This window comes from Allorhodopirellula heiligendammensis (assembly GCF_007860105.1).
Taxonomy (GTDB): Bacteria; Planctomycetota; Planctomycetia; order Pirellulales; family Pirellulaceae; genus Rhodopirellula; species Rhodopirellula heiligendammensis.
In genome coordinates this window covers 1,907,089-1,920,760 of sequence record NZ_SJPU01000002.1, presented here as the reverse complement: position 1 = coordinate 1,920,760, position 13,672 = coordinate 1,907,089, and the positions used below count along the sequence as shown (strand labels likewise).

Annotated in this window: 9 protein-coding genes; 6 read left to right on the top strand and 3 right to left on the bottom strand. The window is 56.3% G+C overall.

Annotation, left to right across the window (positions count from 1 at the left end):
* The first annotated feature begins 129 nt into the window (after positions 1-129).
* From Poly21_RS17455 to Poly21_RS17440, 4 genes are all read left to right on the top strand, one after another.
* Positions 130-2,691, top strand: coding sequence for a DEAD/DEAH box helicase (locus Poly21_RS17455; protein WP_146408166.1), 2,562 nt, complete (start codon positions 130-132; stop codon positions 2,689-2,691).
* A 203-nt stretch (positions 2,692-2,894) separates the two neighbouring features.
* Entirely contained in the window at positions 2,895-3,365 is a 471-nt protein-coding gene (locus tag Poly21_RS17450) for a PA2169 family four-helix-bundle protein (protein ID WP_146408165.1), read from the top strand.
* Between the two features lie 268 nt (positions 3,366-3,633).
* The gene (locus Poly21_RS17445) at positions 3,634-3,837 is read left to right on the top strand and encodes a CsbD family protein (protein WP_146408164.1); all 204 of its coding nucleotides are present in this window, start codon (positions 3,634-3,636) and stop codon (positions 3,835-3,837) included.
* A 78-nt stretch (positions 3,838-3,915) separates the two neighbouring features.
* On the top strand, positions 3,916-4,449 hold the full coding sequence (locus Poly21_RS17440) for a PRC-barrel domain-containing protein (RefSeq protein WP_146408163.1): 534 nt from the start codon (positions 3,916-3,918) through the stop codon (positions 4,447-4,449).
* A gap of 126 nt (positions 4,450-4,575) precedes the next feature.
* On the opposite strand, the gene Poly21_RS17435 is transcribed toward Poly21_RS17440, so the two are convergent.
* Positions 4,576-5,700, bottom strand: coding sequence for a vWA domain-containing protein (locus tag Poly21_RS17435; RefSeq protein WP_302119380.1), 1,125 nt, complete (start codon positions 5,698-5,700; stop codon positions 4,576-4,578).
* A gap of 123 nt (positions 5,701-5,823) precedes the next feature.
* Here Poly21_RS17435 and Poly21_RS17430 point away from each other — a divergent pair, with 123 nt between their 5' ends.
* Positions 5,824-7,287 carry a DUF1501 domain-containing protein gene (locus Poly21_RS17430; protein WP_146408162.1) on the top strand — a complete coding sequence of 488 codons (1,464 nt, stop codon included), beginning with the start codon at positions 5,824-5,826 and terminating at the stop codon, positions 7,285-7,287.
* A 228-nt stretch (positions 7,288-7,515) separates the two neighbouring features.
* Positions 7,516-11,181, top strand: coding sequence for a DUF1553 domain-containing protein (locus Poly21_RS17425; protein WP_146408161.1), 3,666 nt, complete (start codon positions 7,516-7,518; stop codon positions 11,179-11,181).
* A 28-nt stretch (positions 11,182-11,209) separates the two neighbouring features.
* Here Poly21_RS17425 and Poly21_RS17420 read toward each other — a convergent pair whose 3' ends face one another.
* Positions 11,210-12,607, bottom strand: a complete 1,398-nt coding sequence (locus Poly21_RS17420; protein ID WP_146408160.1) for a capsular polysaccharide export protein, LipB/KpsS family — start codon at positions 12,605-12,607, stop codon at positions 11,210-11,212.
* A gap of 133 nt (positions 12,608-12,740) precedes the next feature.
* A complete protein-coding gene (locus Poly21_RS17415; protein ID WP_302119378.1) occupies positions 12,741-13,658 on the bottom strand; it encodes a PI-PLC domain-containing protein in 918 nt (305 codons plus the stop codon).
* Between the last annotated feature and the right edge of the window lie 14 nt (positions 13,659-13,672).

The following is a 13,672-nucleotide window of genomic DNA, read 5'->3' as shown; positions in this document are numbered from 1 at the left end:
TAGCATCCACGATGATCCTGCGGAGTAGGTCGCTGAAGGACAGATCCCGATGGCTCTCGGGATCATTTGTCTTGGCCGACTGCAGGCACCGTCTACGGGCCTGGCGGCGGATCGGCTAAGCTGACGGACATGAATGCACCCCAAAAATCGCAGATTGACCACGCCCCCGTCCCTGACCGTGATGCGCTTGCGGGCGAGTATTTCGAGACTCTGCCCTACGAGCCGTATGCCGTTCAAGAAGAAGCTCTGCTGGCCTATTTCACCGCCGATCCGGACAAGACCGGAGGACATGGGGTGCTGGTGTGCGCGCCGACGGGCACGGGCAAAACACTGATCGCCGAAGCGGCGGTATACGAGGCGTTGCGGGCGGGCACGCGGATGTACTACACCACGCCACTGATCGCCCTGACCGATCAAAAACTCGACGAGCTTCGCGCATCGGCGGTGCGGTGGGGATTCTCCGCCGATCAAGTCGGACTGGTCACGGGCAACCGCACCGTCAACCCTGACGCGCCCGTGCTCGTCGTGGTGGCGGAAATTTTACTCAATCGTTTACTTAATCCAGAAAAGTTCTCCTTTGACGATGTTTCCTGCGTCGTGATGGATGAGTTCCACTCGTTCAACGATTATGAACGTGGAATCGTTTGGGAACTAACTCTCGGGTTACTGCCCAAGAGTGTGCGACTGCTGCTGCTCAGTGCCACGGTGGGCAATTCGCTCGAGTTCACCTCATGGTTGCGGAGGTCCCACGGCAAAAATTTGCAGCTTGTACAGGGCACCGAACGGAAGGTGCCGCTGCAATACGAATGGGTGGAAGACGATCTGCTGAATGACTTCGCCGAGAAGATTGCTGCTGGAGACGATCTCAGCCGGCGCACACCAGCGCTGATGTTTTGTTTCTCTCGCTCGCAGTGCTGGACAACTGCCGAGATGCTTAAAGGCAAATCGTTGATCGATAAATCTCGGCAAAAGGAACTTGCGGACATTCTCAACGAAGCCGATTTTTCAACCGGTGTCGGCCCAAAGCTAAAACAGATTTTGATGCGCGGCGTCGGTGTCCATCACGCGGGTGTGCTACCACGCTATCGACGCATTGTCGAAGAGCTGTTTCAGCAGAAACTGCTAAGCATTTGTGTTTGCACGGAAACGCTCGCGGCAGGAATTAATTTGCCCGCCCGGAGTGTCGTATTGCCCTGTTTATTGAAGGGACCCAAGACCAAACGGAAACTGGTCGAGTCGGCTGCTGCACACCAAATCTTCGGCCGAGCGGGCCGGCCGCAGTTCGATGATCGCGGGTACGTGTTCGCACTGGCTCACGAAGACGACGTGAAACTGCATCGCTGGCGAGAGAAATTCGATCAGATCCCAGAGGACACAAAAGACCCAGGTCTCATGCGGGCTCGGAAGCAGCTGAAAAAGAAGATGCCCAAACGGCGTGCAGGCGAGACGTACTGGACCCAGACTCAGTTCGAGCAGTTGCAAATCGCCAAGTCTGCCGATTTGGTTTCGCGCGGCCGATTGCCATGGCGACTGCTCGCATACCTGATTTTGAAGGACAATCAAATCGCGCCGATTCGTGATCTGGTTGGTCGGCGACTCATGCATGCCGGTGGCATCGAAGTCGCACAGAAGGATCTTAATCGAATGCTGATCACGCTGCATAACTCCGATGCCGTGATACTCGACCCGCCACCGCGAGCGTTGAAAGTAAAAACACCGGTCGACAAAGGACCACAAAAACCGGGTGATCTCGTCCGCGCACTCGAAGCCGAAGCGGCACCACCGCCAGCCACCCGGGGACTGTTTGGCGAACTGCTCGATAACATGCGTCCAAGCGATCAACATGGGAGCGAGAACGGCGAAGACAATGAACTGGACGCGAAGATCGTGGACGAGCAAGCGAACATTACCAAGCACGGGTATGAACTCGAAGACTACCGGCCCATCACCGCGACTCCCCGTAATCGGTTGGAGCGAATTGTCCAGCTCAAAAGCATGAATCCGCTATTTGGCGTCTTTGTCGCCGATCATTTAGCGATGGCCGATGACGAAGAGCGGATCGCCGTTATCGAGAGCGTGCTTGATGTGCCCGGCACGGTCGCTCGGCATACGCGAATGCCGAAGCTCGAAGATATGCCACCGGGGACGTTGGCGACGACCTATCTCGATCCACTCTTGTTGCAACGCGGTTTGGCGTCGCCCGAAGAACTCGGTGGTGCTCGGGACGAAGAGGAGGAAGAGGTCCGCGACAAGGGCTTTGGACGAGTCATGTTCGAGGAACCGCGAGTCTGGCCCCTCACCATCGGCGAGAAACTACTGCGATTGTTCCGCGACGATTATCCACGCGTCGACGACGTGCGCGTACAGCCCGTATGGATTGTCGGTGAACTACTGCAATTCGGTGGCGATTTCGACAAGTATGTCGTCACGCGAAAGCTGCAGAAGGAAGAGGGCATCCTATTCCGTCACTGCCTGCGGATGATCCTGTTGCTCGACGAACTGGCCAATATCCCTCCAGAGAACACGACTGTGGAGACGTGGGAGGATTGGCTCGACGATCTTGCCGATCGATTAACCGAGACCTGCCGAAGTATCGATCCCCAGAGCACCGATGAGATGTTGGAGAATCCCGCGGCACACACTGAGGAGCTATCGCTGCCAAGTGGTCGTCGCAATCAGCGCCGCGAGTGAGGCAACGCGCCGGTCCCGCTAAGCGCCACTAAGAACATGACCGCCCAGATGCTCGCATGAACATCGTGCCGACGGTGTGAGAGCATGTGCAAACTAAATCGAACTGTATTATCTGCAACACGGTACGCTGTTTGCGACTCCACTTGTATGAGCACGGCACAACGTCGTGCACTCTCTGAGCCAACACAAGTGGAGACACCATTATGACTCTTGAAACCAAGACCGACCTTAGTGATCAAACGATTGCAAAACTGCAGAAGTTGATTCGTGCCAATATTGACTCATTCGATGGTTTTCGCGAGGCTGCCAATGAGGTCGACGACAAGAAAATCGCCGCATTGTTTGTTGAGCTCGCTGATCAGCGATCTGCGATGGCGAGCAAGCTACAAAAGTTCGTTGAATTCAACGGCGAGAATTCCGAAGACGACGGCAGTGTTGCTGCCGCCACACACCGCATTTGGATGAATATCCGCAGTAAACTCAACGGCGGTGACGCATACGCAGTGCTGGCTGAGGCGGAACGCGGGGAAGACCACATCAAAGCCGCTTACGAGGACGTGCTCCAGGAGACCGCCGGCAGCGCAATGAACGATGTGCTCACCGACCAATATCGCGCAGTGAAGGCTGGCCACGACAAAGTTCGCGATCTGCGTGATGCCTACAAAGCCAAGTAGGCTCCTTCGCCCCCGCGCTGTCGCGATTACGTTCGCTCAGGACGATCGCCGAGCAGCGACTGGTCGCGTTGGATGACCACGCGGCTGGTCGCAATCAAGAATACTCAACAAACAACGCCGGATGAAGTTCTCCTGCTCGTGTCCGTCAAAATTTTCGGAACTGCGGTTAAGCCTGGCGCAGGAAATGCTACTTCATCAACTTTATCAAGCCGGAATCCAACGGGATTTTCGGCGACCAAAACTTAACTCCAATTAAAAGAGAAGTGCTATGAACTGGGATCAAATCCAAGGCAAGTGGAAACAATTTAAAGGCCAAGCCCAACAGCGTTGGGGCGACCTCACCGACGATGATCTCGACAAAGTCGATGGCAAACGAGAAGAACTGGTCGGCCGCGTCCAAGAACGCTACGGGATTGCCAAAGACGAAGCTGAGAAGCAAGTCAAAGAGTTTGAAACCTCCTGCAACTGCTAGCAGCGACTACGGAGTCGTGCACATCGACTCCTTCCCCACGAACGACTTCCCCACCTTTCCATTTACTGGAGAACAATCATGAAACGTGCCACCCAATTCTTGACCACTACAGCAGCGGCTCTGTGCCTGACATGCACCACTGCGGCCGCCCAGCCACCCGCCACGCAGGATGGAGTTCGCTCCGGTGCAGCGAACGCCAGCAGACTCGATAGCAAAACGCGAGGTTCGAACATCCGGGCCAGCCAACTGCTCGGCCTCAATATTCAAAATCCTCAGGGCGAAAGCTTAGGTGAGATCAACGATCTCGTGATCAATGCCACCACCGGGAAAATTCGCTACGCTGCTGTTACCTATGGTGGCTTCCTAGGCATGGGTGACAAACTCTTTGCCGTCCCGTTTGAGGCCTTCAAGGTGCAGGTCGATCCCGAGGACCGCGACGACTATGTAATGGTGCTCGACGTGACGCAAAAGCAGCTCGATGGACAGCAGGGATTCGATCAAGACAACTGGCCGAACATGGGCGACCGCCAATGGGCGATGGACCTCGACAAGCGATACGGTGTCGAGCGTAAAACGCCAGCCAACAATCGCGCACGGCGAACGAACCAGTAGGTTCGAGGCGTGCCGATTGAGCTTGAAAGGAATGTGCTGAACCGCGTGCTGAGCGGACCGCGTTTTTGAAAAAAGCGCGGGTCGCTGTCCACGCGGTTTCCGTTGAAGCAACGCGTTCGGATGCCTCTATTTCAGCTGAGTTACATCGACGTAACGGTAGCCCCCTCCGCCGCGGCGGACGAGTTGTTCTAAGAATGTGCGCGTCGGCGGCGGCCCAGTACCGAACTGGATCGCATGAATTGTTGTTCCCGCACCCTGCGCGCGTCGCGAAATGTCGTCAAGCTGAGCTGGCGACATCGTTTGGATCTTCGCGTCGGTCAAAAAGAAGATGACGTCTGGCGCCAGCCGCAGCGCTAGCCTTAGCGCACGTTCGTGCTCGGTACCGCCTGTCGCAACCGTTCGTCGAACATAATCTTTCGCTCTCGCAATAGTCGCTGGCGAGCCAGTCACCAATCCAGTGGCGTCACCTTCGCTGTGGAAAACATCGGGTTCATCGTTATAGAAAATGATCTGGAACTGTTGCCGCTCGGTAAGTGTTTCGAGGCTGCGAATCAATTCCGTTTTCGCCGCCCGCAGCGGCGCAGCCCCCGCCGCGCTCATGCTATCGCTCCGGTCGAAAACATAAACAAAAGTGCTGCCGCTGCCGGAGACACCGAACACCTCCGTCGTGGTTTGCCCGGCTCCCTGCCCGGCGCGTGTCACGCCAGGCACCAATTCGCGGTCACCCAGTTCCTCAGGTGAGCGTCCGTCGGCCAAGCGGATTCTGCCCTGCACGAGAGAGTCCGATGAGGCAGTCGAGGTACTCGTCCCAGTCGTGGACGTGCCACCGCCATTCATCTCCGCTAACACCGCTGCGAAGTCGACGGGCGATTTGATATCGAGCGATTTCATCGAGGACGCAGCGGACTGACGCCCACCATCCGACCGGGCCGTCTCGTCAGCCAATGGGTCTGGTGCCGCCGGGCTGGCAGACTCCGGGGCTGTGGCGGCCCCGGTATGCGGCACCGGTTCACTGACGTAGCGAGTGTGGTCGGGCATCCGGTGGGCGATCGCCAAACCCACACTGCGTACGACCGGTGGAGAGTTCGTGCCCGTGCTCAACCCGGTAGCGAGCAGCCACAACAGGCCGAGGAGCACAATCACATGTGCCAGCAGCGACCCTAGCATCGCGGGCCAGCGCGGACGTGTCGGCGCAAGCTCACCCCGCGTCGAAGATGCTTGGTGCTGTCGTTTTCGGGAGGAATCGCTCATCAAGGGCGGGAACAATCGATCTAAGTCACTCGGCCGGTAGACCAGAATAGTTTCACTTCGTGCTCAACAGGTTAATATATCCGTTACAATGAGTGGCTACCCACCTTATATGCGAAATCCAACATGAATCATCTCACCGCACCCCTGGAGCGCGTTCAAACGGACTGGGCCCGACGCACCTTTCTGTCCAAGTCATTTGCTGGCATTGGGACCTTTGCGTTGGCTAATTTGCTCGGTAGTCACTCACACGCGAATGCTGGCCCCGCTACTGCGAATTCGGCGGATGACCATCCCTGGCCAACTCTGCCGGGCCTGCCTCACTTCGCCCCGAGAGCGAAACGAATTGTCCACCTGTGTATGGCAGGCGGCCCCTCGCATGTGGAGTCGCTTGACCCCAAACCAAAACTCGATCGGCTTGACGGCAAACCGTTTCCCGAATCTTTCACCGCCGGTCAGCAACTGGCCCAGTTACAAGGAGCGACTCTGATCGCTCGCAAGTCGTTTACGAAGTTTCGAAATTGGGGGGAGTCGGGAATTGAAATGTCCGAGATGTTTCCCCTGACCGGCGCTCATGCTGACGACCTATGTGTCATCCGCAGCATGACGACAGAGCAGATCAACCATGATACCGCACATGCGTTCATGAACACGGGGTCGATCATCAAGGGGCGGCCCTGCATGGGTTCATGGTGGTTGTATGGCCTTGGCGCTGAAACCGAAAACCTGCCTGGTTACGTCGTCATGACCTCATCCGGTCCGGGGGCCCAACCCGTGTCGGCGCGGCAGTGGAGTGCAGGTGTCCTGCCGAGCAAATTCCAGGGAGTAGCATTCCAATCATCGGGAGCGCCGGTGCATTACATTGGCAATCCCGATGGTGTTTGCCAGTCAACCCAGCGGCAGGTCATTGACGAGGTTCAGCGACTCAATGGCATGCTCGCCCGAGATGTAATCGATCCAGAAATAGAGACCCGCATCGCTCAGTATGAGATGGCGTTCAAGATGCAGGCCGCTGTGCCAGAACTCGCTGATATGAGCACCGAGACCAAAGAGACCTTAGCGAACTATGGCGTCAAGCAACCAGGCGATGGAACCTATGCGTCGAACTGTCTATTGGCTCGTCGCCTGCTCGAACGTGGCGTGCGGTTCGTGCAGCTTTATCACCGTGGTTGGGACCATCACAGCAATCTCATCCCTGGATTCACGCAGTCGGCCAATGACACCGATCGGCCAACCGCAGCGTTACTGAAAGACCTGAAGGATCGCGGTCTCTTGGAGGATACCCTGGTGTTGTGGGGTGGTGAATTTGGACGCACTCCGATGGCGCAAGGTTCGGGCCGTGATCACCATATCAACGCCTTCAGCGTGTGGATGGCGGGCGGAGGTATCAAAGGCGGGATGACCTACGGAACCAGCGACGAACTTGGATACGGTGTCGTCGAAAATGAAGTTCCCGTGCGAGATTTGCATGCCACCATGCTGCACCTATTTGGCGTCGATCACGAACGATTGACGGCCCGCTTTCAGGGACTCGATCTCAAGCTCACGGGTGTCAAGCCGTGCCGAGTCATTAACGACGTGGTGGCTTAGCGAGCCGCAGAATGAGCGATCCGAGACGTGCCAGTGGGAGCCAGGGCGATATCATCCGGTGCCGTAGGATATGCGGCTCACCAACGTGTTCCCCAGGTCGATTCGAACAGCCGCTCGTTAGCGACAACAAACTCGGTAGCTACGCTCAGCCAGACGTGAGCATTACCGTCTAGCGACGATAGTTACCTGTCATCTCCTCAATACTTCGACAACCCGATCCCCACCGCCATGCTTCGCAATCTCATCCTCACGTCACTATTGGCACTCTCCAGTGCTCTGCCAGCGGACGAACCGGCAGCCCCCTCCTCCGCGACGCGATTGGTGACAACGACGAAGCCCAGCAAGCTTCCCGAGCAGGTGACCTTCAATGCTCACATTCGACCCATCATGTCGAACACCTGTTTCGCCTGCCACGGACCCGATGTGGAGAACAACCAGAGCGAGTTCCGTATCGATTCATTCGAATCTGCCACCGGCTCGCTACCGTCGGACGACGAACTGCGCGGCATCGTGCCGGGTGACCTTGAGAATTCAGAGGTCTATCAACGCATCATGGGGACCGGGTATGGGGAGCAGATGCCGCCCGCTGAGTTTCGTCATCAGTTGTCAAGCTATGAGAAAGCACTCTTTGGGAAATGGATTGAGCAGGGTGCTCAGTACGAACAACATTGGGCCTACGCACCCGTGACGCGTCCGGCAATCCCTCAGCTTAAACGGTATGGTTCCCAGGTCGCAAATGAGGTCGATGCCTACATATTGTCGCGACTGGAGCAAGCCGGCCTTGAACCTGCACCATTGGCGAGCAAATCTACTTTACTTCGACGATTGAGTCTCGATCTCATCGGGCTGCCGCCCACCCCCGCCGAGCTACAATCTTTCATCGCCGACTCGACCGATGATGCTTATCAAAAACAAGTGGAACGATTGCTCGCGTCACCTCACTTCGGCGAGCGAATGGCGAGTTCCTGGCTCGATATCGTACGCTTTGCAGATACCGTCGGCTTCCACGGCGATCAGAACCTGCGCGACTTTGCTTACCGCGATTATGTCATCGATGCTTTCAACCAAAACAAGCCATTCGATGAATTTACGCGGCAACAGATCGCGGGTGACCTGAAACCCAACCCCACTACTGAGGATCTCATTGCCACCGGTCTGCTTCGACTTAACATGGTGACCCGGGAAGGAGGCGCGCAGCCCGGAGAGTATCTGGCGAAATACAAAGCGGACCGGGTGCGGATGATTGGGACCGCGTGGCTCGGTTCAACGATGGCATGTTGTGAATGCCATGACCATAAATTCGATCCTTTCTCCGCCAAAGACTTCTATTCCATGGGGGCGTTCTTTGACGACATTCGGCAGTGGGGCGTCTACTCGAACTATGCCTATACTCCCAACAAGGATCTGCTGGGATTCAACAACGATTACCCGTTCCCCACCGAGATGCGTTTCCCTTCCGCATCGCTACGAGCGGAGATCCACGCGTTGACCCGTGAACGCGACGCCGGACTGCTCGCATCTGTGGGAGACGAGACACTCACATCAAAACCATTCTCATCTTGGCAAACCGACATCGAGCATTTACTCACGCAATATCCCGACGGCTGGGTACCAATGAAGGTGAATCAAGTCGAGACATCAGCACGAACTCAACATCAGACACTCGACGATGACAGCGTTCTATTGACCGGAAAACCGGTTGATGGCGAGACGGTTGAGATCACCGCCCGTCCGAAAACCCCCACGCGTGTCAAAGCGATTCGGCTCGAGGTATTGCCCGATCAGCACAACGGAGGAAATGTCGGGCGTAAAGACGATGGCCGATTTGAGCTGGAGTTTTCGGCGAGCGTCGTTCGTACAAAATCGGACCAACCCCAGATGCGTCCCAATCGTCCTCGCTACGTACGCATCGAACTGAGCGGAAAACAGATCCTCTCACTCGCCGAAGTTGAGGTGTTTTCAAAAAACCCGGATGCTGAAAACAAGCTAATAAATTTGGCCCGCCAAGGCACCGCGACGCAGTCTACCAACTACAAAACCGCGCACGCGTCGCTGGCCATTGATGGGAACACCGAAGGCGATTACTACAAAGCCAACTCGGTAACTCACACGGCGATCGATGGCCAGAATCCTTGGTGGGAGGTGGACCTTGGTAGCGAGCAAGCGGTGGATTCCATCGTGGTTTGGAACCGCACCGATACCAACTACGAGAGCCGATTGAAGGGCTTTCGCCTGATCCTGCTGGATAAAGATCGAAATGTACTGCAGCGGGAGACCCCTAAACTCCCCATGCCGTCCACGACGGTGGCTATTGCTGACGAGGTGCTGATCGAGCCCGAGTCCACCGTCAAGATTGCTTGGGGGGAAGCCGACCGAGAGGATCCGCTGCGCTACAGCAGCGGTGCTCCGCCCCGGACTCTGGGGCAAGTTTGGCGCAGTGGCCCAACACGATGGCAGTTGCCGGCCAACGAGAATCAGCTGGTTCATACCGCTGTCTACCATTTGGAGTCACCACTTGAGCTGGCACCTGATCAGCAGCTCATCGTCCGGCTGAAGAGTGGCAGCGTCGGACGAGTGCGTTTGGCAGTTACTCCTGTCGGAGGTGCCATCGCAGGCTGGCCGGCGGCGTCCGAGACGCTCGCGGCAGCGTTGAAGAAACCCAGCGAGAAACGCGAGCAAGCAGAGCATGCCGTGCTGGTAGGTGCATTCTATGTTTCCACAACTGATGTCAGCAAACAAAATCCACGCACCATCTACTTTCGGGACGCGATTCTGGATCGGCACTCCGCCATGGCAATCACCGTGGTGACTCAGTCGGTATCCGCCGACAACATCCCCGTCAGCCGCGTGCGTCCGCGTGGAGATTGGCAGGACGATTCCGGCGTGCTAGCGCCACCGGCAGTACCGCATTTCTTACCACAGCCCGATGTCGACAGTGACCCCCGATTGACTCGCACCGATCTCGCCAACTGGCTGACATCATCCGAGAATCCACTGGTCCCGCGGCACTTTGCAAACCGTATGTGGGAGCACTTCTTTGGTACAGGACTATCCGCGAAACTCGATGACCTTGGCAGCCAAGGTGAATGGCCCAGCCATCCACTCTTACTGGACCGATTGGCGAGCGAGTTTGTGGTGAGCAACTGGGATATCAAACATCTCATCCGCCGAATCGTGATGAGCCGAACCTATCGGCAAGCGGCTACGAATCGTCCCGAGCTCACCGAAGCCGACCCATACAATCGCCTACTTGCCCAAGCGGCACCACGACGTTTAGAAGCTGAGCTCGTGCGCGACAACGCGCTCGCAATCGCGGGACTGCTCAACGTAGACTACCTCGGCGGCCCGAGCATTTTCCCCTACCAGCCTGCGGGACACTATGGCAACCTACAATTTCCGAATCGCCGATACTCTCCATCGGAAGACTATCGACAATATCGCCGGGGCGTCTACATACACTGGCAACGTACCTTTCTGCACCCGATGCTGGTCAATTTTGATGCCCCGTCTCGAGACGAGTGCACCGCGGATCGGTCACCGTCAAATAGCCCCCAGCAAGCGTTGACGCTGCTGAACGACCCTACCTTCGTGGAGGCGTCCCACGCCATGGCTGACTCCCTCTTGAGCGAGCACAGCGATGCGTCGTTTGAATCGATACTCGACGCGGCCTTCATTCGTGCACTGGCTCGCGAAGCGATGAGCGAAGAAACACAGACGCTGCAGGCGTTCTACCAGCGACAGCTCGACCACTTCACCGCTCACCCAGAAGATGCAGCGAAGTTCAACGCAGTTGGTATTCGTGATGATGAATTTGCCAACGGCGCCAAACTCGCAGCGTGGTCACAGGTATGCAGGGTGATCCTGAATCTGCACGAGACTATCACGAGATACTAAGACTGGCCTACGAGATACTAAGACTGGCTTACGCGGCCCGCATGAATTTTCTCATCACGTTGACGCACACTGTATTGATGTTGCGAGCGGCAACAGCTTTCCAGGCTTGGCGGCGTGAGAATCCACGATGGGTTAACTTGCCCGCCTCGGTCTGAATGTATTTCAAATCGTTGCCGTCACGCAGAACGTAGTATGCTAATTGAGCGGCACCGGTGCGATCTTTTGGCTTCAGTTGATCGCGTTCGAGTAGCGCCCAGAATTCATCCACTGTCGGTGGCGTGTACGCCACCCCGAGTGCATCGTAGAACGAAGGCCCGAGCATGATCGAAGGCTTGCCCGCCCAGCACGCCTCTACGCCCACCGTCGAGTTGAACGCGACAACAATCTCGGATTGATCGATCATCTCATAAGTGTTGGCAACATCCGTCGGCCCATAGACGCGCACATTGGGAAGCTGTTCTAAGGGTGCAAATCCGCTGCGAATATCGCTCTTGATACCAGCCTGATTGGGATGAAAACGAATCAGGAAGAGTGTTTCGGGAAAACGCTGACAGGTGTCTCGCATGATCTCATGGTCAGGAGGAAATGGAGACTTCCAGCTCTTTCCGAGGGATTCGAACTCATCTTGGCTGCTGAGGAAAACACTGACGATTCGCTGAAACCCGTCTCGCGACGGCATTTTGAATGCCTCACTCTGGGCGCGGGCAAAGCGATTGTGTCGCGGCTTCCGCCGGCCCTCATAAAACTTCGTCGCCAGCTCGATATCCACTGGCAAGGAGCGAATGCGCGCTTGCACACCGTGCCGATCATGGGGTGTATGCCCGACAAAGACGATGGGACGCTTATTGGCGTTAACCTCCATTGTCGAAAACGGAATCCCCAGTGATTTGGCGATCAACAGCCCTGCTTTACTGCAAGCGTGACGACCATTGAAAACTTCGAATCGGTCTGGCGATACCGCTGCCACGACGCGGAACAGATCCGCATGCAGTCGCAGTGCGGTGTAGTACGTTCGTCGCTTGATTCGTTGCAGTGACGCGATTTTTTTGATATCCCGCGGCAAGATTCGGTAGGTCGAAATCAAACCGCTAAGCACGCCCTCGACGAGCTCTTTGCGCAGTGAGATCGGGAACTCTTTCGCAGATAGCGGCGGCCCCATGGGGCTGTCTCGGTTTCCAGAGCTGCCAACACCAATCGTATGGAGTTGCAATTCGGACGCGTTCTTCTGCACCCATGATTGGCATAACCGGCATACCAGCGGATTTCCCGATTGATTGCAGATGCACGATCCGCTTCCTGCGGCGCAGTAGGTCACCGTGACGTCGTCGCCGCTGTCCTGTAATTCCTTGGCCCGCGCCAACGCCACCAGCATGTTCTTTCGCCACAAAGGATAGGCGATGTGAACGACGACCTTATTCATTTTCATCCGTTCGATTCATCGAAGTCAATCTACGGAGCCGCGACCACCGCGCAGCCAGCACCGTTTTCGAACGCCCCAGATATCTCAAGGGATAGACTAGGTCGTTGAGTAGGAGCCTGTAAATACAGTATTTCTCCGATTACTGGAAGACAGTTTTGTCGGGATACTCAGCGGGCTTCCGTTGAGCAATGCGACCAACCGTCTCAGTGGTCAAACTGTCTGAGTACACGCCGTAAAAGCCGCGACGCTGCAGGTCCAGAGCGGTCTCGTTGTCGTTGACTGTATGGACGTAGATGGGGACGCCAAGCTGGTTGAGACGCCGAGGCAATTCCGGGTCACTGCTCCTGGACCGCGGAACCGTGATCGCGAAGAGGTCGTGCTCGGCAGCAAAGTCAGCAATCCGGTTGGCTGATTCAGATACCAAACAGCGATAGAGAGTCAAAATGACGTTCTGATATCCCTGGGACTGCACCAACTCGAAGTCCTTGTACTGGTAGATCTGCAGGATGAACTGGGCCACCAACTCAGGGCGTTCCATGCGGATTCGAGCGGCAGCGGCCAGGCTGCGTTTCTTGCAGTCGGTAACTACAAATGCGTCGGGATGCGCAACCAACCAATCGTAGACCATTGATAACGATGTATGGTCGGTCGGTGATTCGCTGAGAAATTCTTCAAGTGTGGGGATTTCCGATCTTTCCTTCCAATCATGTTTGACCACAATTTGATCATCCGCAGTCCAACTAAAATCCAGCTCAAAGAGGCGCTGCCCGCGTGCATAATTGTAATCAAGTCGCGCCAGCGTACCGGCTTCGTCAATGCCGGGGACGTCTCCGCCGCGGTGCGAAATCACCGGCATCGCAATCGGTTTGGCCGGATTCAAGCCGTCATATAAATGCGAGTTCGCCTGCTGGGAATACGTATTCCATTTAGCCGGATTGGGCGATTTCGACGCCAGCTTGAGCTGGAGACCTAGTGCGATGGTCACGATTGCCAGAGTGTAGCTCATTGCGATCGCAATTCGCTCTCGAAAGCTGGCGCCAAAAAGCCATGTAATCATGTTGTACACAGCAC